We start from the raw sequence: 22,645 nt of genomic DNA on the forward strand, positions 1-22,645 counted from the left end.
AACCGCTTTGAAGCGGTTTTTTTGTGTCCGCATGCTATCAAGTGACGTTGATAGCATGCGGCGAGGGCATAGGAAGGGTAAGCAAATTAGCGGTTGTCGAACACGCGCTTTGCTTTACCTTCAGAGCGAGGAATTGAACCTAGGGGAACAATGTCTACTTTAGTGCTGATGCCAACCACTGACTTGATGTGGTGCTGCAACTCTTTGATCGCTTGATCCTGATTCGCAGACTGTGCATCCGGTGCCAGCTCCACTTTCACCTGTACTTTGTCCAGGTTGCCGTCTTTGGTGACTACGATCTCGTAGTGCGGTGCCAGTGCAGTGATCTTCAGAATCTGTTCTTCGATCTGCGTTGGGAAGACGTTTACACCACGGATGATCATCATGTCATCGGAACGGCCGGTGATCTTATCGATACGACGCATCGGACGTGCGGTACCCGGCAGCAGGCGGGTCAGGTCACGGGTGCGGTAACGGATGATCGGCAGGGCTTCTTTGGTCAGAGAGGTGAACACCAGCTCGCCGTATTCGCCATCTGGCAGCACTTCGCCAGTATTTGGGTCGATAATTTCAGGGTAGAAGTGATCTTCCCAAATAGTTGGACCATCTTTGGTTTCGATGCATTCCATCGCCACACCCGGACCCATCACTTCAGACAGACCGTAGATGTCGACTGCATCGATACCCAGGCGGGTTTCGATATTCTTACGCATCTCATCGGTCCAAGGCTCTGCACCGAAGATGCCCAGACGTAGTGCGGTATCGCGAGGGTCCAGACCCTGACGTTCCATCTCATCAATCAGGTTCAGCATGTATGACGGTGTCACCATGATGATATCCGGATCGAAATCACGCATCAGCTGAACTTGTTTCTCGGTCTGACCGCCAGACATCGGAATAACCGTACAGCCCAAACGCTCGGCACCGTAGTGCGCACCCATACCACCGGTAAACAGACCGTAACCGTAAGAGATGTGAACTTTGTCACCGTAGTGACCGCCGGCCGCACGAATAGAACGCGCCACGACATCAGCCCAGGTATCGATATCGTTCTGGGTATAGCCCACAACGGTAGGCTTGCCGGTGGTGCCGGAAGAGGCATGGACACGTACCACTTCGTTCATCGGTACCGCAAATGAGTCGAACGGATACGCGTCGCGCAGGTATGCTTTGGTGGTGAACGGGAATAGTTTCAGGTCGTCCAGTGTTTTCAGGTCAAACGGGTGAACACCGTGCTCATCGCACAGGCGTTTGTACGCCGGTACGTTGTTATAAGCGTGCGCGATACTCCACTGCATACGTCCCAGCTGCAGATCACGCAGCTCATCGATGCTAGCGGTTTCAATCGAGTCGAGCGCGCCGCGTAGTGGTTTGTCGTTAAGCATAATTATTATTGTCCTGTCTCATTGATCGTTGTTATCTCAGAACTCATCGTCCTAGGGACGAAAAGAGGGGCCTAAGGCTTAGGGGCATTGGCTCCCTCTTAAGGCGTTTAGTTACGCCGCTTTTTAGAGCTGCTTAAACGCGCTCAATGATGATCGCGATACCCTGACCGACACCAATACACATGGTGCACAGGGCATAACGACCACCGGTACGATGTAGCTGATACATCGCGGTTGTGACCAGACGTGCGCCACTGGCACCCAGTGGGTGGCCCAGAGAGATTGCACCGCCATTCGGGTTCACGTTTTCCGCATCATCCGGCAAACCCAGATCACGCATGACAGCCAAACCCTGAGAAGCAAAGGCTTCGTTCAGTTCGATGACATCCATCTGATCCAGTGTCAGACCGGCTTTCTCCAGCACTTTCTTGGAGGCAGGCGCAGGACCAAAGCCCATAATGCGCGGTTCAAGACCGGCTGTTGCCATAGCCACTACACGGGCTTTCGGAGTCAGGCCATTTTTCTCTGCTGCTTCTTTAGACGCGATCAGCAGGGCACAGGCACCGTCGTTAACACCGGACGCGTTACCCGCAGTCACAGAACCGCCTTCACGGAACGGAGCACGCAGCTTGCCCAAACCTTCTAATGTCGTAGAAGCGCGAGGGTGCTCATCGGTATCAACGATAACGTCATCGCCTTTACGCTGAGGAATCACCACCGGGCAGATCTCTTCGTTGAACAGGCCTGCTTCCATTGCTGCTGCGGTTTTCTGCTGGCTGCGGAACGCGAACAGGTCCTGATCTTCACGGGAGATATTGAAATCTTCAGCCACGTTTTCGGCGGTTTCAGGCATGGAGTCCACGCCGAATTCAGCTTTCATCTTTTTGTTGATGAAGCGCCAGCCGATAGTGGTGTCGTAGAGACCGTTTGGATTACGGCTGAATGCGGATTCCGCTTTGCCCATGACAAACGGGGCACGGGACATGGATTCACAGCCACCGGCGATCATCAGGTCGGTTTCACCGGACTTGATGGCACGTGCGGCCATGCCGATCGCATCCATACCGGAGCCACACAAACGGTTAATGGTTGTCCCAGGAACAGAGGTAGGCAGACCGGCCAACAGCGTAGACATACGCGCAACGTTACGGTTGTCTTCACCCGCCTGGTTGGCGTTGCCGTAGATCACATCGTCTACGGAAGACCAATCGACATTCGGGTTACGATCCATCAGTGCTTTCAGGGGCACGGCGCCCAGATCATCAGGACGTACCGGGGCTAGACCGCCGCCATAACGACCGAAAGGGGTGCGGATCGCATCGCAGATATACGCATCTTTCATCAGATTCACTCCTGTTACTCTGAGTCAGACTCAGGCAGCACGCTGCCTTTAATCTGGTAGGACTTACCACGGAACAGGGCCAGTTCTTTGCCGTCCTGATTCGTGATGGTGATGTCATATACGCCCGTGCGGCCTGAACGTGTACGCTCAACCGCTTCGGCGGTTAACAGATCGCCTTCAAAACCCGGTGCGGCATATTCGATGTTACAGCCGCTAGCAACGGTTACCTTGTTGTACGTGTTGCAAGAATGCGCAAACGCCGTATCGGCCAGAGCGAAGATCATACCGCCGTGGCACATATTGTGGCCATTCAGCATATCTTTTCGCACTGTCATTGTCAGGCGGGCATATCCCGGCTTTACTTCAATGATATCCATGCCCAGAGCTTGTGCAGCGTTGTCACGCTCATGCATAGATGCGCTACATGCTTCAGCCAGTTGCTGATCGTTCATATCGACACTGCTCATATTACTGGCCTCCAGCAACCTTACGGCGCAGCAGTGGTGATGCGCGATAGCGGTCTTCACCGTAGGCAGCAGCCAGGTTATCCAGTGTGCTCAGGACATTAGCCAGACCGATATTGCTCGCCCATGTAATTGGGCCGCATGGGTAGTTCACACCACCTTGCATAGCGATATCGACGGCTTCTTCATTACACACTTGCTGGTTAACGGCGTCAAAGCCTTCGTTTGCCAGCATGCAAACGGTACGCATGACGGCCATGCCTGGAATGTCGTCGATGATGCTGACATTCTTGCCGATTGCCTGGAACAGGCCGGTAGCCGCTGCAATGGCCGCTTCGCTTGCCTGATCGGCTGGCGCCAGTGCCATGCGTGTCGCTTTGCTGTAATCCAGTGCCAGATCAAACTGCACCAGATTTGGGTTGCTTTCTGCTTGTGCACGAGCGGTAGAGAAGTGGCCGCTGGTCAGTTTCAGCGTCGCTTCACCAACGATGATGGAGCCGTTGCCGTCGGTACGGTTCACAGAAATGCCCGCGTCTTCGATTAACGCGACCAGTGGTTCTGCAACACCCAAGTTGCCTTCTACCGTTACCTGTGTCGGTTTTGCGGCTTCTTCAGCATTAGAAGCAGTCGCTTTCACCGCACCTTCGCTGTAGTCGTAGAAACCTTTGCCCGATTTGCGGCCATAGTGACCGGCATTCACCAGCTCAAGCTGAACCAGAGAAGGCAGGAAGCGCTGATCCTGGTAATACGCATCGAAGACGGAGCAGGTGACCGCGTAATTGACATCGTGGCCGATCAGATCCGTCAATTCAAAAGGCCCCATGCGGAAACCACCGCACTCTTTTAGCAGGGCATCGATGGTCGCAATGTCTGCACCGCCTTCCTGAAATACGCGGAAGCCTTCAGCGTAGAACGGTCGAGCAACACGGTTAACAATGAAACCCGGAGTAGACTTAGCCTTAACGGGTTTTTTGCCCCATTTCGCAGACAGAGCGTAGATCTCATCGGCGATTGCTGGATCGGTATCCAGACCACTGATAACTTCCACCAGCTTCATGATCGGTGCTGGGTTGAAGAAGTGCATACCAACCAGATTCTGCGGGCGCTTCAGCTTGCTACCGATAGCGGTGACGGAGATCGAGGAAGTGTTGGTTGCGATGATAACGTTTTCACCGCAAATATCTTCCAGATCGCCAAAGACTTGTTGTTTGATGTCCAGACGTTCAACGATTGCTTCGATGATCAGGCCGCACGGTGCCAGATCTTGCAATGAGGATGCAACCTGAATACGGCCGGTGAGGGCGTCAACGTCTTCCTGAGACATTTTGCCACGTTCTACCAGACGTCCCAGACCTTTTGCGATACCTTCCAGACCTTTCTGTCCAGCGCCTTCCATTGCATCAAATAGCATGACTGGATGGCCTGCTTTAGCTGCAACTTGAGCGATACCTGCGCCCATGGTACCAGCGCCGATAACGCCGATGACGGATTCATTTGTGAGATGGCTCATGGTGTTCTTATGCCTCGCTGAAAGCTTACTGGCCTTTAAAGTTGGGTTGACGTTTTTCCATGAAGGCGGCTACTCCTTCACGGTAATCGTCAGTGCGGCCTGCCAGTGTCTGCAGATCACGTTCCAGATCCAGCTGCGCGTCCATATCGTTGGTCGCGGATGCATTGATCGCACGTTTGATCAGCGCCAGACCTTTAGTTGGCTGAGTTGCCAGATGCTTAGCCAGTTTCATGGCTTCATCTTTCAGCGCTTCATCATCAACTGCTTTCCAGATCATGCCCCACTGTTCTGCCTGCTCAGCTTTCACTTTGTCACCCAACATTGCCAGACCCATTGCGCGTGCGCGACCGACCAGGTTTGGCAGGCTCCAGGTGCCGCCGCAATCCGGTACCAGACCGATTTTGCAGAATGCCTGAATGAAAGATGCAGACTTGGCAGCCAAGACAATATCGCAGGCGAATGCGATGTTTGCACCGGCACCTGCGGCCACACCGTTAACAGCGCAGATGACTGGCATCTCCAGACCCATCAGAGTGCGGATCAGCGGGCTGTAGTTTTTCTCGATTGATTCACCCAGGTTAGGCGCTTCGGTGCCTGGCGCAACATTACGGTCGCTCAGATCCTGTCCTGCACAAAAACCACGGCCATTGCCGGTCAGAACCAGGCAGCGGACTTCAGCACTCTTTTTGACAGTCTTCAATGCATCACGTACTTCGGCGTGCATGTCGGTGTTGAAGCTGTTCAGGCTCTGTGGGCGGTTGAGTGTCAGGACAGCAACACCCTCGGTGATTTCAAATTCAATCGTTTCGTAAGCCATGTTGTTATTTTCCCGTGAAGTTGGGTTTACGTTTTTCCATGAAAGCAGCAATGCCTTCATTGCGGTCTTCAGTGGCAGCCAGCATAGTGAACGCTTTGCGTTCGAGGTTCAGGCCACTGTCGAGCGTTGTTTCGTAGGATTTGAGGATAGCTTCCTTTGCCAGACGCACAGCAATAGGTGGTTTGGTCGCGATCTTCTCAGCCAGTTGGCGGGCGCGTTCCAGCGTGCGCTCAGGGATAACGACTTCGCTCACGAGGCCAAAATCACGACCTTGTTCAGCGGAGATAAACTCGCCTGACAGTACCAGCTGCATCGCCATAGATTTGCCTACCGCGCGCACCAGACGTTGTGTACCACCAGCGCCTGGAATAATACCCAAGTTGATCTCTGGTTGACCGAACTGTGCATTGTCGCCTGCAATGACGATGTCACAATGCATCATCAGCTCGCAGCCACCACCCAGTGCAAAACCGTTAACGGCTGCAACCATGGGCTTTGGGAATGCGTTAATGCGACGCCAGTAGGTCGGGCGAGGGTCGTTCATGACACCCACGGCATCCAGAGACGCCATCTCCTTGATATCTGCACCTGCAGCAAATACTTTTTCGCCACCGGTTACCAGTACGGCTTTAACGTCGTCGTTGAGTACTGCCGCATCCAACGTATCCGCCATTTCTTGAAGCAGGTTAGTACGCAACGCGTTGTACGCTTCAGGGCGATTGAGGGTAATAGTCAGAACGCCTTTTTGAACGTCTGATACGATGATGTCCTGTAAATCTTGCATGAGTGTGCAAAAGCTCCAGATTGTGAACCGGTAGATGGAGTAAAGCCCCGGCTGTGCTGCGCTCGTGCAACAAAGTTAATGTGCAGTCGTCGTGCATAGCAGGGGCTTGCAATTATGTTTGAAGGGCGTTTATGCCACTTCAGGGACATTCAGACCTAAGCGGGTCAGAACGTCATTTACCAGACCTTCCCATTCATTCAGGCGCTGATCATTCGTTTTGGTGATCAGCCCGTAAGCGCGGAAACGGTCATTGTGTTGTGAGTCGGCACGACCAAAGGTCGCAGCAACTTTTGGATACCAGTATTCGACGGCAACTTGGGCGGCATCGGTGCCGTTGCGATCGATCAGATCTTGCAAGCCGCGCTCGCCCAATTCGGCATGACGTGATTCGCCCTCAGCAATCTCGCGCATGGCATCCGCCAATGGTGCATAAGAAGCATTGCGTAGCTCTTTCAGTTGAATGCCTGATGCGGCTGCCATCAACGCATTCATGACCAGTGCATCTGTCCAGCCCTGCAGGGGGTAGTGGAATACATTCAGGCGTTTGTCACCGCCAACCCGGCGATTACCCAGATCCAAATAGCGACTCAGGCGTGCTTCCCAGGCATGAGAGGCAATATAAAGGCGGTTGTCGATACCGAATTCCTTCAGCAAGGTTAGTACTTTCTCTGCATGGTCGAACTTGTCTGCAACAATTTGTGCCGCCACCTGGCGTTCACGCAAACCGGGGCCTTCATTAATTTGTTCAGCGAAGCCAGCAGCGCCTGCCAGTTCAGAATCGACGAAGACAACCATCAAACGCATCAATTCAGCACGGTAACCGGAAGAGATCTCCTCACCCGCCTGAATTTTCTCACCGTTAGCGATACGCTCGATCAGTTTTTTGTCATCCATTGCCATAGAAACCTCGCTCGTTTAAAGGATAGGCCGCGTAACCATGTGCAGCACGCCTTAGTATTCTTGTCGCAAAGAGAATGCGCTTTGGGTACAGGTTAACCTAAAATCCAAAAGGGATACAAGAAATATACAGCTAATTTGCTTTTCGTATCACAAGGTTTGGTGTATCTTTCGTAGCATAAGATCGCGATTAGTGCAGATGCGTTAAATCGACTGCATACACCATAGCTCAAACACAATGAGCCTTGATGAGCAGTGACGGTATCTATATATAGCAAGCACATATCGCTGAACGTTCAGCAATGCTAATCAACAACCCGGAACGCAGGAGCGTCGACAAGGGGTGAGAGAGGGATTATGACAGATATTGCGATTCTGGTCGGTACTGAGTCGGGCAATGCGCAAATGGTGGCTGATGCTCTTCAGGAAGTGATGGAAGAGACACATGATGTCTCATTGCATGAAGAGCCGGACTATGACGAATTGGACTTTACCCATCGCGATGTTTTGATCATTAGCTGTTCGACCCACGGCGATGGTGAATTGCCAGACAATATCATTCCCTTGTGTGATGCGCTGAAGGAGCAGAAACCGGATCTGTCTCACATTCGTTATGGCATCGTTGCGCTGGGTGATCAGACTTACCACCAGACCTTTTGTCAGGCAGGTAAGGATATTGATGCATTGCTGGCCAGCTTGGGTGCGGTACGCGTTGGTGAGCGTTTTGAAGTCGATGCATGCACGCAGCCTTTGCCTGACGAAGATGCCCGTGACTGGGTGCGTGAGTGGTCAGCGCAGCTGTAATCTCGTTTGGTCTTATACATATTCGCGGCTGAAGCTAATGAATAGCTTTAGCGGCACATAAAACGCACAACACTTGCTCAGATAGGCGAGTGTGTGCAGAACACTAGATATAAAGTAGCCATTCCATCATCAACACCGAAGCGTCATATCACCAGATATTGATGACGGTAGCGGGGAGCCCCATGAGCCAGAACCTGTTTGAGAAACACCAGGACACCCTGAAGGGTGCATTGAACGCCATTCACTCACGTGATTACTTCAGCCCTTACCCGGAAAACCCAAGTCCGCGTAAATACGGCGAAACTGCGAATAAAGACGGCGAGAACGCCTTCAAAGCGTATATCGGTCAGGCGTTTGAGCTGGATATGCCGGGTATCACCGGCAGTGCGGGCAGTGAGAAATCCCCGTACGGTTTTGATCTGGACGTTCAGTACCCGCTGGTTGATCTGGATGTTCTGCTACCAGCGATGAAAGATGCGCAGAAAGCATGGCGTGATGTGGGTGTTGAAGCCCGTGCCGGTATCTGTCTGGAAATTCTGGAGCGCATCAACAAGCGCAGCTTTGAGATCGGTTATGCGGTGATGCATACCTCCGGTCAGGGTTTCATGATGGCGTTCCAGGCCGGTGGCCCACACGCACAGGACCGTGGTCTGGAAGCGGTGGCTTACGCCTATGAAGCGATGACCTCTGCACCGGGTGTTGCGACCTGGACTAAACCACAGGGTAAGCACGATCCGCTGGTGCTGGATAAGAAATTTACCGTGGTCGGCCGTGGTGTCGGTCTGGTGATCGGTTGCTCCACGTTCCCAACGTGGAACACCTACCCGGGTCTGTTTGCTTCTCTGGTAACCGGCAACCCGGTTGTGGTTAAGCCACACCCTGCAGGCATCTTGCCTGCTGCAATCAGCATCAAGATTGCGCAGGAGGTACTGGTAGAGAACGGTCTGCCGGCACACCTTGTCTCTATGGTTATCGACGAAGACGCAACCAAGCCATGCACCATGGAGCTGGCACAGCGTGATGAAGTTCGTCTGATCGACTTTACCGGCAACACCTGGTTTGGTGACTGGCTGGAAAACAACTGTCCGCAGGCGCAGGTGTACACCGAGAAAGCGGGTGTAAACACCATCGTCATCGACTCCACAGATGATTTTAAAGGCATGGTGCGTAACCTGTCTTTCACCCTGAGCCTGTATTCCGGTCAGATGTGTACGACACCGCAGGACATCTTTGTACCCGCGGGTGGTATCGAGACCGATCTGGGTCACAAGTCCTTCGATGAAGTGGCTGAAGCGATCTCTACCGGCGTGACTAAGTTCCTGTCCGACCCTGAGCGCGCTGCAATGGTGCTGGGTGCGATTCAGGCGCCTGTAACCGCGCAGCGTATCGAAGACAGCAAAAGTCTGGGTACTGTCGTTCGCGATTCCGAGCCGATGGAAAACCCATGGTTCAAAGATGCGCGTTTACACAGCCCGCTGATCATGACCATCGATGCAGACAAAGAAGAGACCTACATGGAAGAGCTGTTTGGTCCGATCTCCTTCGTGATCAAGACTGACAGCACTGAGCAGAGTATTGCGCTGGCGAACAAAGCGGTGAAGAACCACGGTGCGATCACCATGGGTTGCTACTCTTCCAGCGACGATGTACTAGATCAGATCGAAGAAGCTTCTCTGGATGCGGGCGTTGCGTTGTCCTGCAACCTGACCGGCGGTGTCTTCGTAAACCAGAGTGCTGCGTTCTCTGACTTCCACGCAACCGGCTGCAACCCAGCGGCAAATGCGTGTCTGTCGGATCTGGCCTACGTTGCAAACCGCTTCCGCGTGGTACAGAGCCGCCGTCACCCGAAGTAATATCGGGCGCCTGAGACGCATATGCAGGGGCAGGTGACTGCCCCTTATGAAGAATAACTGAGCAAGGATCAAAGCATGAGCTACGAATGTATTCTGGTTGATGTCAAAGATGGGGTCGGCACGATTACCCTGAATCGCCCGAAAGTGATGAACGCGTTGAACGTCACGCTGACCCGTGAAGTGGGTGAGGCGATTGATACATTGGAAGCGGACGACGCTGTAGGTTGTATCTTGCTGACCGGTGGTGATCAGGTGTTTGCGGCAGGTGCGGATATCAAGGAGATGAAGGACCAATCCTTCGTTGATCTGTACCAGAAAGACTTCCCGTATATTCAGCGTGATTGCTGGCGTGCGATTGATGACGCGCGTAAGCCGGTTATCGCAGCAGTTGCTGGTTTCGCGTTGGGTGGCGGTTGTGAGATGGTGATGGCGTGTGACTTCATCATTGCTGCGGATAACGCCAAATTTGGCCAGCCGGAGATTGGTATTGGTACGATGCCGGGTGCTGGCGGTACTCAGCGTTTAACCAAAGCCATTGGCAAAGCCAAAGCGATGGAGATGTGTCTGAGTGGTCGAATGATGGATGCTGAAGAAGCAGAGCGCTCGGGGCTGGTGTCTCGCATCGTAGCTGCTGAGGAGCTGCTTGAGGCGGCATTCAAAACTGCACGTAAGATCGCATCCAACTCGCGTCCGGCAGTTACTTACATCAAAGAAGCGGTCAATATGGCTGTTGATGCGAACCTGAGAGACGGTTTGCGCTTTGAGCGCCGTGCATTTGAAGCGACTTTTGCTTTCGAAGACTGCAAAGAAGGTATGGCGGCGTTTGCGGAAAAACGCAAGCCGGAATTCAAGCATCGCTAGGCGTTAAATCTGGTTATGCTATCGCCGCCACCTGCTTAGTTGCTTGTGGCGGCGTTTTTGTTTGTGGCGGTTTTTAAGCACTAGTATTGGAATGTCCACGATAAATCGGAGTGCAGCATGGGTATCACAACAGTTGAGATGACATACGCTGAATGGGAAGTGAGATTTCAGCCCAAAGTGATCAACAGCTCGGGTGAAAACACCCTGTTGATAGAAGATGAGTTTGAAGCTGAGTCGCTGATGTCAGAGGTAGGTGAAACCTATATCTGGACGCGGAAGTATGCAGATGAAGGTGAGGGCGAACTGATCGTGAATGGTTTGTGGTCCGTGGGTGCGGTAGGATTTATGGTTTCCTCTATTGCTTATTCTGAAGATGAAGATTACGTGGTAACAATATGAAGTTAAAAGATAAAAAGGTATGGATTACCGGTGCAAGTAGTGGGATCGGCGAAGCAACTGCAAAGCTGCTGGCGTCCGAAGGCGCGCATGTGGTGTTATCTGCGCGTCGTCAGGAAAAGTTGGAAGCTTTGGCGGAGACGATAACCGCCAGTGGGGGCAGTTGCGAAATTGCTGTCGTTGACGTCTCTGATCGCGCGGGTATGGAGGCAGTTGGGCGGCAGCTGGCAGAAAAGGGTGGTATCGACATCCTGATCAATAATGCCGGCACTATGCCAATCAGCCCGATTTTATCGGGTCGCGTTGATGAATGGGATCGGATGATCGATGTAAATATAAAAGGTGTGCTTTATGCTATCAATGCCGTTTATCCGGGTATGGCTGAACGTAAAGATGGGCACATCGTCAATATCAGTTCAGTTGCCGCACGCCTGACTTATCAAAGCGCGGGCGTGTATGGCGGAACTAAGCATGCGGTTCGTGCAATCTCTGATACCTTGCGTAAAGAGGCGATTCGCTTTGGTGTGCGGGTTACAGACATTCAGCCAGGTTCTGTCGATACTGAGCTGCCCGATAGCATTGCGCATGAGAAAATCCGTAGTGCAGTGAAAGATAATATGTATGCGGAAGAAAGTCCTATCTTGAAGCCGGAAGATATCGCCAATGGCATTATGTACGCGATTTCGCAGCCGGCCTACGTAGACGTCAGTGAATTGTTGATCCGCCCGGTCATTCAAGAAAACTGATCTGCCTGCAGCGTTTGTAAACACAGGCGCTGCTTATCGTTGTTTTCGTTTCTTATGTCTTTAACCCTCTGTTTTTCGGGTTCTTCCGTCATATCTTTGCAGGCATAATAGATAAGCTGTAACGCGATCAGGTTTAGCTACTGCGTGGCTATACGTATCGCTGCGCTTGCAATGATTAATTTTTGGAGTGTCATTTTGTATAAGTTACTGATTTTCGACTGGGACGGAACCATTATTGATTCTGCTGCTCGTATCATATCCAGCATGCAGGCTGCTGCCCGTGATCTATCATTGGGTGAGTTGACTGATGATGCTGTGCGGAACATCATCGGGCTCGGTTTGCCGGAAGCGATTCGTGAGCTTATACCCTTTGTCACGGATGAGCAGATACAGCAGATGCGCGAGCGTTATGGCCACTATTATTTGGGTGTAGATACGACACCGACCCATCTTTTTGTTGGTGCGCAGCAAAGTTTGGAGCGCATGCATAGCAAAGGGATTCGGATGGCAGTTGCGACGGGTAAGAGTCGCAGAGGTCTGGATAGGGTTTTTAATGACACTGGACTAGGCTACATATTTGAAACATCTCGGTGTGCGGATGAAACTACATCGAAGCCGGATCCTCATATGCTAGAGGAAATTCTGGCAGAGACTGGGGTCAAAGCATCAGAAGCATTGATGATCGGTGATACTGAGTTTGATCTGGATATGGGGCGGCGAGCGGGTATGGATGTGATTGCCGTCAGTTATGGTGCGCATCATGTTGATCGTTTGATGAAATACGATCCGGTACTGTTGGTGCATCACTTTCCTGAGCTGGAAGCCTGGATCGAAAGTCGATATATATTGGAGGAACGAGTTTAGCGATGTCTGACAATCACTGGAATGAACCGGAAAAACCCAAAACGCCGGCCTCTGATGCGCTGGATAAAGTACGTCAAAAGCAGGAAGGCAAGGAATGGCGTCTTCTAGAGCGCCTGGTTGATGGCTCTTATGTTGAACAACGACGTGCCCGCCGTTGGGGTATCTTGTTCAAATCGCTGACATTTATCTATTTGTTTGCATTGCTGGGAATGGCATTTTTCGGCAATTCGCTATCCGATTCGTCTCCAGATGTAGCCGAGCATACAGCGGTTATCAATATTCAGGGGCCAATTTCGGCCAGTGAAGAAGCCAGTGCGGACAACATCGTTTGGGCTTTGCGCAAGGCATTTGAATCAGAAGAGTCAAAAGCGGTCATCATGCGTATTAATAGCCCCGGTGGCAGCCCTGTGCAGTCCGGCTATATATATGACGAAGTAAAACGTCTGCGTGTGCTGCATCCGGAGAAGAAGGTCTATGCAGTGATTGTTGATATCGGTGCGTCGGGTGCATATTACATTGCAGCCGCTGCTGATGAAATTTATGCAGATAAAGCCAGTTTGGTCGGATCAATTGGTGTAGTCGCTGGCGGATTCGGTTTTGTTGATCTGATGGAGAAAGTGGGTGTTGAGCGTCGCTTGTACACTGCAGGTGACCACAAGGCATTTCTTGATCCGTTTAGCCCACAGAATTCGAACGAAACCAATTTGTGGCAGCAGGTGTTGGATACGACTCATCGACAGTTTATTGAGCAGGTGAAGAAAGGTCGTGGCGAGCGCTTAAAAGACAACGACAAAATGTTCAGCGGTTTGGTATGGACCGGAGAACAGGCGCTGGAACTCGGATTGCTGGATGGTATCGGCAGTAGTAGTTACGTTGCCCGCGAAATTGTTGGTGTTGAAGAGATGGTGGATTACACCTCTCAGCCTCAGTTGTGGCAAAAGATTTTAGATCGTGTCAGCACAACTTTTGCGAAAACGATTAGCGCTGAAATGGGCTTGAATAACAACAGCTGGCAAATGCGCTAAACACCGTATGCAGTTAGTGTCAGGTTGAAATATAAGGGGGGCTTAGGTCCTCCTTTTTTGTGCCTGCTATTGGTGATGAGTTGCGAGTCTAGGTCTCAATAAGCCTCGGGCCAAAATACTAAATCCTATATATGGGAATTAGGGTTTCATTCAGCGCTCTTTATCCTCTATGTGAGATCTTTATACTTCCAGCATAAAGTTACATGCTTCGTTTTTTGAATCATTGGGGTATACGCATGCAGAGTTCCGAGCAAGCCGCAGAATCATCGTCACCGGTGACCGTCGTTATTTCTCGCCGAGTAAAGGAAGGGTGTGAAGATGCGTTTGAGCAGCTCAGTGCCAAAATGACCGAGGCGGCTGCACCGTTCCCTGGATATATGGGGACTAATCTGTTTCGCCCCACGGCTCCTACTGACCCTGAATACCGCATTATCTTCAAATTTCAGTCGCAGTATGATTTAGAGAATTGGCACAACTCTTCGGAGCGAGCACAGTGGCTCAAGGGTATTGAGTGTCTGCTGGAGACTCCGAGCAAGGTTGAAGTGACCTCTGGATTGGTGACCTGGTTTTCATTGCCGGGTCAGAATCCTGTACAGCCGCCGCCTAAATATAAGATGACGATTGTAAGCTGGCTGGCACTTTGTCCAACAGTAACGCTGATATTTTGGTTGTTTGGTGATGTTCTGGCGGAATTGCCGCTAGTCTTGCGGACGATGCTGATAACGGCGGTGGTAATGTTGCTAATGAGTTATGTGCTAATGCCGCGTTTTAGTAAATGGTTTGCGTTTTGGCTATTCCCGAAGGAGGGAAGGGATATCCGTTAATGAGTTAAAGCACTCGGTGTGTGTAGCGGATCTGGAGTACTTAGCGACAAAGTGTTGTACAGGGGGGAGGGGGCTGTTTAAAAATCGCTGCCCCGAATCACCTTTATACTCTAAAGCGTTATTAGCCGATGACCTGATGGTTTTCATTTTCCAGCATACGGATCAGACGAATTAACGGAAGCCCAATCAGTGTATTGGGATCATCACCCTCAAGCTTTTCAAATAGAGCAATGCCCAATCCTTCGGATTTAAAGCTTCCCGCGCAGTTATAAGGCTGCTCTGCTTGCAGGTAGTTTTCAATCATTGCATCGCTGAGTGTGCGAAAATGAACAATGAATGGTACGACTTCACTTTGTACTGATCCTGTTTTGCTATTTAATAGAGCCAGTCCGGTGTAAAAAGTGATTTTATTACCTGACGCTGATTTTAGCTGGCTTGTCGCATTGGTATGGGTGTGTGGTTTACCAACGATCCCTTGGTTGATAACTGCAACCTGATCGGAACCAATAATCAAGGCGTCATGATGCTCTTTTGCTATTGCCTGTGCTTTAGCGATTGCCAAACGTTCAACAAGCTCTATAGCAGATTCGTTATCTAACGGACTTTCATCAATATCAGGTGAGCTGCAATCATAATTCAGATTTAACTTATCAAGTATTTGACGTCTGAAGGGTGAGCTGGAAGCAAGAACGAGTGGTTGCATAGGGGGATGTAGGCCTTAAATATACTAAACAGTAACTGGATTAGAATATTAACGGTTTTATCCTACATTTAAAGCACTTAAGGCTTTGACAGATGGGCAATTGGTCCCTAGAATTGCGCGCTTATGTCGTATAGACCATTACCAAAAAAAGTTGACCCGCGTAAGCTTGCTGAGCGGGGAGTACGAATTGAAGGTTTAACTACGCCAAAAGACCTGCCTCGGTTGCTAACTCTCCTGTGTAGTGATGAGGGAGAATTGAAGGTAAGTCTGGATTTTGGCAAAGACGAACAACGATTCCGTACCATACAGGGCAGTGCAAAAGGCCATGTCTTTATGACATGCCAGCGTTGTCTCGAACCGGTTGAAGTCGCAGCAGAAGCGACAGTCAATCTGGCAGTTACCCTGAACGATGATCAGGTGAAAAAATTGCCTCGGATCTATGATCCGCTTCTTCTGGAAGAGGAAGAGATTGAACTGGCAACGATGATAGAAGAGGAGCTGATTCTCAGCCTACCTCCGTTTGCCTATCATGATGACTGCAGCGTACAGACTTCGTTTGGTGAAAAAGAGACGACGCAAAGTACCGATAAACCGAACCCATTTAGTGTATTGGCCCAACTAAAGGCCGGTAACAGTAAGAAGCCGAACTAGGAGCTATTTAATCATGGCAGTACAGAAGAGCAAGAAGTCTCGTTCCCGTCGCGATATGCGTCGTTCCCACGATGCCCTGAGCGGACCGACTCTGTCTGTTGACGCAACAACTGGTGAAACTCACCGTCGTCATCACGTATCAGCAGACGGTTTCTACCGTGGCGAACAGGTAGTCAACAAGCAGGGCGACGAATAAGCTTGTCACGCTACTACACCATTGCAGTTGATGCGATGGGCGGGGACTTCGGTCCCCGCGTTACAGTTCCTTCCAGCATGCAGGCACTTGCCCGTCATCCTAACCTGACGATCCACCTCATAGGTCATCAGGACGAAATCACCCCCCATATCCGAAAGCTCAATTCCGATATCGCTAACAGGCTCGAAATCGCTCATACCGATCAGTTAATTGGTATGGATGAAAAGCCTTCTATGGCGCTGCGCCATGGAAAAGGTTCTTCTATGCATCTTGCGCTTAAGCAAGTGTCGGAGGGGCAGGCTAACGCATGTGTCAGTGCAGGTAATACCGGCGCGCTGATGGTGCTGGGGCGTTCGGTGTTGAAAACACTTCCAGGGATTGATCGTCCCGCTATTATTTCTGCAGTCCCTACGCTACGTGGCCACTCTTATATGCTTGATTTGGGCGCAAACGTTGATTGTGCCGCAGAGCATCTGATGCAGTTTGCTATCATGGGGTCGGTCATGACTCAGGCGGTTGAGCAGATTGCTGAGCCGAAAGTGGGGTTGCTGAATGTGGGGCAGGAAGAAATTAAAGGTAATGAGCAGGTAAAACTTGCTTCGCGTTTGATTTCTGAGCATGGGGAACTAAATTACATCGGTTATATCGAAGGCGATGACATCTTTTCGGGTCGCGCTGATGTAGTGGTATGTGATGGTTTTGTGGGTAATATTGCTCTCAAAGGTAGCGAAGGTTTAGCTAACCTGATTCGGAATAAAGTGCGCTCTAGTTTTAAAAAGGGGCTGTATCGTCGCCTTCTAGGGCTGCTGGCAACACCGGTTCTGGCTGAGCTGAATCGTCAGATGGATCCATCTCGCCGAAATGGGGCGAGTTTATTAGGACTGCAGGGGATTGTGGTAAAAAGCCACGGAGGCGCAAATAAAAAATGTTTTGGTTATGCGCTGGATCAGGCAGTCTCTGAAATAGAAATGGATCTGCCAATACGTATTAGTCGACACATCGAGAATCAGCTAACCTGATCGATCAGAGCGGCTGTTTTAATTGGTCGTGAATACTGTACACTACGGCAGATTCGACCTTTATATCAGGTTAATTTATTGGAGTTAAAGAGGAAACCATGTCTCAGTCTCTAGCGTTTGTTTTCCCCGGACAGGGTTCCCAGCAGGTTGGTATGCTGGCAGAGTTGGCTGAAGCCAATCCAGTAATTAAATCTACTTTCGCTGAAGCATCGGAAGTACTGGGCTACGATCTGTGGGATCTGGTTCAGAACGGGCCAGCGGAAGATTTGAATCAGACAGACAGAACTCAGCCCGCGTTATTGACGGCGGGTGTTGCTCTGTGGCGTTTGTGGCAGGAAAAAGGCGGTGAACAGCCTTCTGTCATGGCTGGACATAGCTTGGGTGAGTACACTGCGCTGGTATGCGCAGGCGCAATTGATTTCGCTGATGGCGTGAATCTGGTCAAGCTGCGCGGTGAGTTTATGCAGCAGGCAGTTCCTGCAGGAACTGGTGCCATGGCCGCGATCCTTGGCTTGGCAGATGACGCGATTGAGGCGGCTTGTGAAGCAGCAGCGGAAGGTGATGTAGTCTCTCCTGTGAATTACAACTGCCCAGGTCAGATTGTGATCGCGGGTGAAAAAGCAGCTGTTGAGCGTGCTATCGATAAATGCAAAGAGGCGGGTGCGAAGCGTGCGATTCCGCTTCCGGTGAGTGTTCCGTCTCACTGTGCACTGATGAAGCCGGCTGCTGAAAAAATGGCAGCAGAACTGGCCCATATTGAAGTTAAACTTCCAGCGATTCCGGTGCTGCAGAACGTTGAAGCGTCTGTCGCAGAATCCGTTGAACAGCTGAAAGACAATCTGCTGGCTCAGCTATATAGCCCAGTGCTTTGGACCAAGAGTGTTCAGGCAATGGTCGAGCAGGGTGTAGAATCCACTGTTGAATGCGGCCCGGGCAAGGTATTGTCTGGACTGAACAAAAAAGTACACAAGCCGCTCAGCGTTGTTGCTATTAACGAACCGGCAGGTCTGGATAAGGCCCTCGGTCAGTAATTTCCGGAGCAAGGAACTTAGTAATGAGCATTGAAGGTAAAGTTGCGCTGGTAACCGGCGCTACCCGTGGTATTGGTAAGGCGATCGCTACAGAGTTGGGCCGTCAGGGCGCAGTTGTTGTCGGTACAGCAACCAGCGAAAACGGTGCAGCGACTATCTCCGAATATCTGGCTGAAGCGGGTATCCAGGGGACGGGGCTGGTGCTGGATGTGGCGTCTCCTGAATCTGTAGAGTCTGTTCTGAAGACCGTGCAGGGTGAGTTCGGTGCGATTGGTATTTTGGTCAATAACGCCGGTATTACTCGTGATAACATCATGATGCGCATGAAAGATGACGAATGGGATTCAGTGATGAATACCAATCTGAACTCTGTCTTCCGTCTGGTTAAGGGCTGCCTGCGTGGCATGACGAAAGCGCGCTGGGGGCGTATCATCAGCGTGAGCTCTGTGGTTGCATCCATGGGTAATGCAGGTCAGGCCAACTACGCAGCCGCTAAGTCCGGTATGGAAGGCTTCACCCGGGCGCTGGCTCGCGAAGTCGGCTCGCGTAATATCGCAGTCAACTGTGTCGCACCGGGTTTTATCGATACCGATATGACCAGCGGTTTGGCAGATGAGCACAAAGAAAAACTGCAGTCTCAGATCCCGATGAACCGTCTGGGGCAGCCGGAAGAGATTGCTGCCGTAGTTGGTTTCCTGGCGAGTCAGGGCGGCGCGTATGTGACGGGTGAGACGATCCACGTCAATGGCGGCATGTATATGTCCTGATCGGCGCATCAAGGAATTGTTTTTTTTCGCCAATTGGTGATAATGTGCCGTCAGCTAATAAGTAAAAAAACACCGCTGACATGCTTGAATCAGCGTGTCGGCTTCATTAGAATCCTGTGCCACATCATTATTGTGGTGATGTTGATAAGAAGATAGGAAGAGTTATGAGCAACATTGAAGAGCGCGTAAAGAAAATCATCGCTGAACAGCTGGGCGTTAAAGAAGAGGAAGTAGTGAACTCTGCAGCATTTGTAGAAGATCTGGGTGCTGACTCTCTGGACACTGTTGAGCTGGTGATGGCTCTGGAAGAGGAATTCGAAACCGAAATCCCTGACGAAGAAGCTGAAAAAATCACTACTGTTCAGCTGGCAATCGATTACGTTAACGCTAACCAGTAATCGAACTCAGTCTCGAATACCCGAAAAGCCGCAGCTATCTTGTATAGTGCGGCTTTTCTTTTTTCTGTAGGTAGCACATTGGGAGGATCATGATGTCACGCAGGCGAGTGGTTGTTACTGGTTTGGGTATGCTTACCCCGGTTGGTAATACAGTCCAGGACACCTGGGGAAACATCTTGGCAGGAACAAGTGGTGCAGCGGATATTGAGCATTTTGATGCTTCTACGTTTGCGACCCGTTTCTCCGCATCGGTGAAAGGTTTCGATGTCAGCGAGTATATGAGCGCCAAGGAAGCGCGCAAGATGGATCTCTTTATTCAATACGGTATGGCGGCTGCGATTCAGGCGGTAAGCGATGCCGGCCTGGAAGTCACTGATGAAAACGCACCACGTATTGGTTGCGCGATCGGTTCAGGTATCGGTGGTTTGCCGATGATTGAAAAGAATTGCGATGTACTTAAAAACAGCGGCCCACGCCGTATCTCTCCGTTTTTTGTACCGGGTAGTATTATTAATATGATTGCTGGCAACTTGGCGATCAAGTATGGCTTTAAAGGGCCAAATATTGCGATTACTACCGCATGCACAACAGGAACCCACAATATTGGTCAGGCTATGCGCATGATTCAGTACGGTGATGCTGATGTTATGTTAGCTGGCGGTTCCGAAATGGCAACCACTCCATTGGGTATTGGTGGTTTCTCCGCAGCAAGGGCATTGTCAACGCGTAATGATGACCCTCAACGCGCGAGCCGTCCATGGGATAAAGACCGTGATGGGTTTGTGTTGGGCGATGGTGCCGGAATCCTTATTTTAGAAGAATACGAACACGCTAAAGCTCGAGGTGCAAATATCTATTGCGAACTTGCGGGCTTTGGTATGAGTGACGATGCTTTCCATATGACTGCTCCTCCGGAGACAGGGGAAGGTGCCGCATTATCTATGAGTAATGCGATACGTGATGCTCGCCTAAGCGTTGATGAAGTGCATTATATTAATGCCCACGGTACATCAACACCTGCAGGCGATATTGCCGAATCCAATGCCGCCAAGCAGGTATTGGGAAGTGCGGCTGATCAGGTTCGCATGAGCTCAACCAAGTCGATGGTTGGCCATCTGTTGGGTGCGGCAGGTGCAGTTGAGGCGATTTTCTGTGCGCTTTCGATTCGTGATCAGGTGGCACCACCGACTATTAATTTGGATAATCCATCCGAAGGGTGCGATTTGAACTACGTGGCTCATGAGCCTCAGCAAGCAATGATAAAGGCCGCTATCTCCAACTCCTTCGGGTTTGGCGGTACTAACGGCTCGCTTGTCTTTAAGTCGCTCTGAACGTTCGCACCAAAGCGGAAGAGGCGTTGCTTCTTCCGCACCTTTCCTGCACATTATCCTCTAAACGATAATCCCATTCGGTTCAACGGCTTAAGGTGTTAACCTGATCCTCAAATAAAGGTTCGGGCAAAGCTATGACGCAATCTCTTTGGATAAACGGCCAGCAGCAATCGCAGATCGATGTGCGTGATCGAGGGTTTGCTTACGGTGATGGCATTTTTGAAACCGTTCAGGTTTTACATGGCAAAGCGCAGTTGCTTGAACGGCATGTCAGACGTATGAAGGAGGGTGCCCAACGACTGGGATTGCTCTCGTCCAGCGTTGATCAACTGCTTGCTGAACTTCGTTTAATTGAATTACCGGACGAGGCCGTCCTTAAGCTCACGTTGTCCCGCGGCGTGGGTGGTCGTGGTTATACGTACGATTCGACAGCAGGCGGCACTCGGGTCGTTATGTTGACGCCCAAGCCGACATACGGAGATCAGGCTGAGTCAGGAATTTGCCTACGTGTCTGTGATACACGTTTGGGACTGAACCCTGCGCTGGCCGGTATCAAACACCTAAATCGTTTGGAGCAGGTTTTGGCCCGCAATGAATGGTCAGACCCTGCGATTCATGAGGGTGTGGTGTTGGATTATGAAGGCTATATTGCCGAAGGCACGATGAGTAACCTGTTTTGGGTGAAAGATCAGTGTATTTATACCCCGCGGCTTGATCGATGTGGTGTTGCGGGTGTTGTGCGTGACTTTCTTGTTGAGCGGTTTTCCCAAGCGGGAGCTGATCTTAAGGTCGGTTTGTATGAGTTAGCTTCATTGCGGGATGCTGATGAGGTCTTTATTTGTAATAGTCTGATTGATGTCTGGCCGGTTCGTCAGTTCGAAGATGTGTCATATCAATCGGGTCCTGTAACGCAACGTGCGATGCAGTACCTTGTAGAGGAGTATCAGGCGTGAGCCGTCGTCTTGTTTTTGTATCGTTGCCAGTGGTATTGGCGGCAGGAGCAGCTGCAGTAGGGTGGCAGCAGTATCAAGGTTTTCTCGATACTCCAGTGAATGTAGCTGAGCCGTATGTACTCACCGTCAAAAAGGGCAGCAGTTACAATGCGGTTGTTTCCGATCTGGTCGAGCAGGGCCTGATCGACAAGCCGTTGTTTATGAAATTGTACGGCCGTCAAAGTGGGCTTGCTGCACGGATTCGTGCGGGCGAATATAAAGTCGATCCAGGTACAACGCCAGCAGGTCTGATAGATATTCTGGTCAGTGGGAAGTCGATCCAGTACAGCTTTACCGTTATCGAAGGTAGTACGGTTAAAGAGCTGTTGGCTCAGCTTAAACAGGATCAGGTTTTAGTACAAACGCTCGCTGACAAAAAGCCTGAAGACATAAAATCGGCGCTGGATGTTGAGAAACCCTCGCTGGAAGGTCTGTTCCTCGCAGAGACATATAACTATGAGCGTGGTACCACAGATCTGGAGATTCTTCAGCGAGCACAGCGTTTGCTGAATAAAAAGCTGACTGCGGCTTGGGCGGAGCGGAAAAAATCGTTGCCGTACAAAACGTCCTACGAGGCGTTGATTATGGCGTCAATTGTAGAGAAGGAAACGGGACGTGCAAATGAGCGACCTGAGATTGCGGGCGTATTTGTGCGGCGCCTGAACAAAGGTATGCGTCTGCAGACAGACCCTACCGTAATCTACGGAATGGGTGACAAATATAAGGGGAACATTCGTCGAGCTGATCTTAGGCGGCCAACTCCTTATAATACCTACGTTATTAATGGCTTGCCGCCGACCCCGATTGCGCTCGTGGGCGCTGAAGCGATTCAGGCAGCGCTTAATCCGAATGCGGGTAAGTCACTGTATTTTGTTGCTAAAGGTGATGGTAGCCATCAGTTTTCGAGCACGCTTAGAGAACATAACAACGCGGTGCGACGTTATCAGTTGCAGCGCCGAAAAGATTATCGGTCGACACCTTAATA

General features: G+C 50.9%; 25 protein-coding genes. 17 read left to right on the forward strand and 8 right to left on the reverse strand.

What is annotated here, in order from left to right:
• Positions 1-86 precede the first annotated feature (86 nt).
• The 7 genes from paaK to IOQ59_RS03230 form a co-directional block, all read right to left on the reverse strand.
• Positions 87-1,385 carry a phenylacetate--CoA ligase PaaK gene (gene paaK / locus IOQ59_RS03200; protein WP_193951812.1) on the reverse strand — a complete coding sequence of 433 codons (1,299 nt, stop codon included), beginning with the start codon at positions 1,383-1,385 and terminating at the stop codon, positions 87-89.
• 133 nt (positions 1,386-1,518) lie between these two features.
• Entirely contained in the window at positions 1,519-2,727 is a 1,209-nt protein-coding gene (gene pcaF, locus IOQ59_RS03205; protein ID WP_193951813.1) for a 3-oxoadipyl-CoA thiolase, read from the reverse strand.
• A 14-nt stretch (positions 2,728-2,741) separates the two neighbouring features.
• The gene (paaI, locus tag IOQ59_RS03210) at positions 2,742-3,194 is read right to left on the reverse strand and encodes a hydroxyphenylacetyl-CoA thioesterase PaaI (RefSeq protein ID WP_193951814.1); all 453 of its coding nucleotides are present in this window, start codon (positions 3,192-3,194) and stop codon (positions 2,742-2,744) included.
• Position 3,195: 1 nt separating this feature from the next.
• Entirely contained in the window at positions 3,196-4,701 is a 1,506-nt protein-coding gene (gene paaH / locus IOQ59_RS03215) for a 3-hydroxyacyl-CoA dehydrogenase PaaH (protein ID WP_193951815.1), read from the reverse strand.
• Between the two features lie 25 nt (positions 4,702-4,726).
• Positions 4,727-5,518 (reverse strand): 2-(1,2-epoxy-1,2-dihydrophenyl)acetyl-CoA isomerase PaaG, encoded by a 792-nt coding sequence (gene paaG, locus IOQ59_RS03220; RefSeq protein ID WP_193951816.1) that lies wholly within the window; start codon positions 5,516-5,518, stop codon positions 4,727-4,729.
• 4 nt (positions 5,519-5,522) lie between these two features.
• Complete coding sequence (gene paaF / locus IOQ59_RS03225) at positions 5,523-6,302, reverse strand: 2,3-dehydroadipyl-CoA hydratase PaaF (RefSeq protein ID WP_193951817.1); 780 nt, start codon at positions 6,300-6,302, stop codon at positions 5,523-5,525.
• A gap of 129 nt (positions 6,303-6,431) precedes the next feature.
• Entirely contained in the window at positions 6,432-7,196 is a 765-nt protein-coding gene (locus IOQ59_RS03230) for a Phenylacetic acid catabolic protein (protein ID WP_228050652.1), read from the reverse strand.
• 360 nt (positions 7,197-7,556) lie between these two features.
• Between IOQ59_RS03230 and IOQ59_RS03235 the strand changes: the two genes are divergently transcribed.
• The 8 genes from IOQ59_RS03235 to IOQ59_RS03270 all read left to right on the forward strand — a co-directional run bounded on the left by IOQ59_RS03235 (position 7,557) and on the right by IOQ59_RS03270 (position 14,572).
• On the forward strand, positions 7,557-8,003 hold the full coding sequence (locus tag IOQ59_RS03235; protein ID WP_193951819.1) for a flavodoxin domain-containing protein: 447 nt from the start codon (positions 7,557-7,559) through the stop codon (positions 8,001-8,003).
• A gap of 182 nt (positions 8,004-8,185) precedes the next feature.
• Complete coding sequence (gene paaN, locus IOQ59_RS03240; protein ID WP_193951820.1) at positions 8,186-9,856, forward strand: phenylacetic acid degradation protein PaaN; 1,671 nt, start codon at positions 8,186-8,188, stop codon at positions 9,854-9,856.
• A gap of 75 nt (positions 9,857-9,931) precedes the next feature.
• On the forward strand, positions 9,932-10,717 hold the full coding sequence (locus tag IOQ59_RS03245; RefSeq protein WP_193951821.1) for an enoyl-CoA hydratase-related protein: 786 nt from the start codon (positions 9,932-9,934) through the stop codon (positions 10,715-10,717).
• A gap of 117 nt (positions 10,718-10,834) precedes the next feature.
• On the forward strand, positions 10,835-11,116 hold the full coding sequence (locus IOQ59_RS03250; RefSeq protein ID WP_193951822.1) for a hypothetical protein: 282 nt from the start codon (positions 10,835-10,837) through the stop codon (positions 11,114-11,116).
• The gene (locus IOQ59_RS03255; protein WP_193951823.1) at positions 11,113-11,859 is read left to right on the forward strand and encodes an SDR family oxidoreductase; all 747 of its coding nucleotides are present in this window, start codon (positions 11,113-11,115) and stop codon (positions 11,857-11,859) included. Before IOQ59_RS03250 ends, IOQ59_RS03255 begins: the two co-directional genes overlap by 4 nt.
• Before the next feature lie 195 nt (positions 11,860-12,054).
• Positions 12,055-12,723 carry an HAD family hydrolase gene (locus IOQ59_RS03260; RefSeq protein ID WP_228050653.1) on the forward strand — a complete coding sequence of 223 codons (669 nt, stop codon included), beginning with the start codon at positions 12,055-12,057 and terminating at the stop codon, positions 12,721-12,723.
• Between the two features lie 2 nt (positions 12,724-12,725).
• Positions 12,726-13,748, forward strand: a complete 1,023-nt coding sequence (locus tag IOQ59_RS03265; protein ID WP_193951824.1) for a S49 family peptidase — start codon at positions 12,726-12,728, stop codon at positions 13,746-13,748.
• A 236-nt stretch (positions 13,749-13,984) separates the two neighbouring features.
• A complete protein-coding gene (locus tag IOQ59_RS03270; RefSeq protein ID WP_193951825.1) occupies positions 13,985-14,572 on the forward strand; it encodes an antibiotic biosynthesis monooxygenase in 588 nt (195 codons plus the stop codon).
• Positions 14,573-14,693: 121 nt separating this feature from the next.
• On the opposite strand, the gene IOQ59_RS03275 is transcribed toward IOQ59_RS03270, so the two are convergent.
• The gene (locus IOQ59_RS03275; RefSeq protein WP_193951826.1) at positions 14,694-15,275 is read right to left on the reverse strand and encodes a Maf family protein; all 582 of its coding nucleotides are present in this window, start codon (positions 15,273-15,275) and stop codon (positions 14,694-14,696) included.
• A 255-nt stretch (positions 15,276-15,530) separates the two neighbouring features.
• On the opposite strand from IOQ59_RS03275, the gene IOQ59_RS03280 reads away from it, so the two are divergent.
• The 9 genes from IOQ59_RS03280 to mltG all read left to right on the forward strand — a co-directional run bounded on the left by IOQ59_RS03280 (position 15,531) and on the right by mltG (position 22,643).
• Positions 15,531-15,926, forward strand: coding sequence for a YceD family protein (locus IOQ59_RS03280; RefSeq protein WP_228050654.1), 396 nt, complete (start codon positions 15,531-15,533; stop codon positions 15,924-15,926).
• A gap of 13 nt (positions 15,927-15,939) precedes the next feature.
• Positions 15,940-16,122: a 50S ribosomal protein L32 gene (gene rpmF / locus IOQ59_RS03285; RefSeq protein ID WP_193951828.1), complete on the forward strand. Its 183-nt coding sequence runs from the start codon at positions 15,940-15,942 to the stop codon at positions 16,120-16,122.
• Between the two features lie 2 nt (positions 16,123-16,124).
• Positions 16,125-17,141: a phosphate acyltransferase PlsX gene (gene plsX, locus IOQ59_RS03290; protein WP_193951829.1), complete on the forward strand. Its 1,017-nt coding sequence runs from the start codon at positions 16,125-16,127 to the stop codon at positions 17,139-17,141.
• Positions 17,142-17,239: 98 nt separating this feature from the next.
• Positions 17,240-18,172, forward strand: coding sequence for an ACP S-malonyltransferase (fabD, locus tag IOQ59_RS03295; RefSeq protein ID WP_193951830.1), 933 nt, complete (start codon positions 17,240-17,242; stop codon positions 18,170-18,172).
• A gap of 23 nt (positions 18,173-18,195) precedes the next feature.
• The gene (gene fabG, locus IOQ59_RS03300; RefSeq protein ID WP_193951831.1) at positions 18,196-18,939 is read left to right on the forward strand and encodes a 3-oxoacyl-ACP reductase FabG; all 744 of its coding nucleotides are present in this window, start codon (positions 18,196-18,198) and stop codon (positions 18,937-18,939) included.
• Between the two features lie 164 nt (positions 18,940-19,103).
• Positions 19,104-19,337: an acyl carrier protein gene (gene acpP, locus IOQ59_RS03305; RefSeq protein WP_193951832.1), complete on the forward strand. Its 234-nt coding sequence runs from the start codon at positions 19,104-19,106 to the stop codon at positions 19,335-19,337.
• 92 nt (positions 19,338-19,429) lie between these two features.
• Positions 19,430-20,668, forward strand: coding sequence for a beta-ketoacyl-ACP synthase II (gene fabF / locus IOQ59_RS03310; protein WP_193951833.1), 1,239 nt, complete (start codon positions 19,430-19,432; stop codon positions 20,666-20,668).
• Between the two features lie 134 nt (positions 20,669-20,802).
• Complete coding sequence (gene pabC, locus IOQ59_RS03315) at positions 20,803-21,621, forward strand: aminodeoxychorismate lyase (RefSeq protein WP_193951834.1); 819 nt, start codon at positions 20,803-20,805, stop codon at positions 21,619-21,621.
• Positions 21,618-22,643 (forward strand): endolytic transglycosylase MltG, encoded by a 1,026-nt coding sequence (gene mltG / locus IOQ59_RS03320; protein WP_193951835.1) that lies wholly within the window; start codon positions 21,618-21,620, stop codon positions 22,641-22,643. Before pabC ends, mltG begins: the two co-directional genes overlap by 4 nt.
• Positions 22,644-22,645: the final 2 nt, after the last annotated feature.

This window comes from Pontibacterium sinense, from assembly GCF_015209595.1.
Taxonomy (GTDB): Bacteria; Pseudomonadota; Gammaproteobacteria; order Pseudomonadales; family Balneatricaceae; genus Pontibacterium; species Pontibacterium sinense.

Bases quoted from the DNA above. Each gene is read 5' to 3' on its own strand.
- paaK (WP_193951812.1), bottom strand. From the start codon at position 1,385: ATGCTTAACGACAAACCACTACGCGGCGCGCTCGACTCGATTGAAACC.
- pcaF (WP_193951813.1), bottom strand. From the start codon at position 2,727: ATGAAAGATGCGTATATCTGCGATGCGATCCGCACCCCTTTCGGTCGT.
- paaI (WP_193951814.1), bottom strand. From the start codon at position 3,194: ATGAGCAGTGTCGATATGAACGATCAGCAACTGGCTGAAGCATGTAGC.
- paaH (WP_193951815.1), bottom strand. From the start codon at position 4,701: ATGAGCCATCTCACAAATGAATCCGTCATCGGCGTTATCGGCGCTGGT.
- paaG (WP_193951816.1), bottom strand. From the start codon at position 5,518: ATGGCTTACGAAACGATTGAATTTGAAATCACCGAGGGTGTTGCTGTC.
- paaF (WP_193951817.1), bottom strand. From the start codon at position 6,302: ATGCAAGATTTACAGGACATCATCGTATCAGACGTTCAAAAAGGCGTT.
- IOQ59_RS03230 (WP_228050652.1), bottom strand. From the start codon at position 7,196: ATGGATGACAAAAAACTGATCGAGCGTATCGCTAACGGTGAGAAAATT.
- IOQ59_RS03235 (WP_193951819.1), top strand. From the start codon at position 7,557: ATGACAGATATTGCGATTCTGGTCGGTACTGAGTCGGGCAATGCGCAA.
- paaN (WP_193951820.1), top strand. From the start codon at position 8,186: ATGAGCCAGAACCTGTTTGAGAAACACCAGGACACCCTGAAGGGTGCA.
- IOQ59_RS03245 (WP_193951821.1), top strand. From the start codon at position 9,932: ATGAGCTACGAATGTATTCTGGTTGATGTCAAAGATGGGGTCGGCACG.
- IOQ59_RS03250 (WP_193951822.1), top strand. From the start codon at position 10,835: ATGGGTATCACAACAGTTGAGATGACATACGCTGAATGGGAAGTGAGA.
- IOQ59_RS03255 (WP_193951823.1), top strand. From the start codon at position 11,113: ATGAAGTTAAAAGATAAAAAGGTATGGATTACCGGTGCAAGTAGTGGG.
- IOQ59_RS03265 (WP_193951824.1), top strand. From the start codon at position 12,726: ATGTCTGACAATCACTGGAATGAACCGGAAAAACCCAAAACGCCGGCC.
- IOQ59_RS03270 (WP_193951825.1), top strand. From the start codon at position 13,985: ATGCAGAGTTCCGAGCAAGCCGCAGAATCATCGTCACCGGTGACCGTC.
- IOQ59_RS03275 (WP_193951826.1), bottom strand. From the start codon at position 15,275: ATGCAACCACTCGTTCTTGCTTCCAGCTCACCCTTCAGACGTCAAATA.
- rpmF (WP_193951828.1), top strand. From the start codon at position 15,940: ATGGCAGTACAGAAGAGCAAGAAGTCTCGTTCCCGTCGCGATATGCGT.
- fabD (WP_193951830.1), top strand. From the start codon at position 17,240: ATGTCTCAGTCTCTAGCGTTTGTTTTCCCCGGACAGGGTTCCCAGCAG.
- fabG (WP_193951831.1), top strand. From the start codon at position 18,196: ATGAGCATTGAAGGTAAAGTTGCGCTGGTAACCGGCGCTACCCGTGGT.
- acpP (WP_193951832.1), top strand. From the start codon at position 19,104: ATGAGCAACATTGAAGAGCGCGTAAAGAAAATCATCGCTGAACAGCTG.
- fabF (WP_193951833.1), top strand. From the start codon at position 19,430: ATGTCACGCAGGCGAGTGGTTGTTACTGGTTTGGGTATGCTTACCCCG.
- pabC (WP_193951834.1), top strand. From the start codon at position 20,803: ATGACGCAATCTCTTTGGATAAACGGCCAGCAGCAATCGCAGATCGAT.